Source organism: Paraburkholderia sp. SIMBA_027, assembly GCF_046535315.1.
In the GTDB taxonomy this organism is placed as follows: domain Bacteria; phylum Pseudomonadota; class Gammaproteobacteria; order Burkholderiales; family Burkholderiaceae; genus Paraburkholderia; species Paraburkholderia tropica.
In genome coordinates, this window is record NZ_JAWRWY010000284.1 from 1 (window position 1) to 312 (window position 312).

At 61.9% G+C, this 312-nt stretch carries 1 protein-coding gene; it reads right to left on the reverse strand.

Annotated features, from left to right (window positions below; all coding sequences use genetic code 11):
* A partial coding sequence (locus SB764_RS39120; protein WP_410866630.1) for a FadR/GntR family transcriptional regulator occupies positions 1 to 312 on the reverse strand: 312 nt, incomplete at both ends.

The window sequence follows — 312 nt, forward strand, 5'->3', positions numbered from 1 at the left end:
GTAGACGCCGGCGCGCTGCGCGGCATTGGAGATGTGCATTTCGATCGCTTTGCCGGCCGCGGCGGAATCTCGCGCCGTGAGCGCGTCGAGAATCGCGCGATGCTCGTGATAGGTGGACAGCACCAGCTCGCGCCGGTAGAACGGCAGCCGTTGGCTTTCCTTCATGATGTCCGCGCTGCTGCTCAAAATCGATTCGATCGCCGCATTGCCGGCAATGCTCACGATCCGCATGTGGAAGTCGTAGTCGAGTTGGGCGGCTTCGTCGAGTTCTTCGCAGGTGAGCGCCGCCTGCATCGCCGCGATATTGTTTTC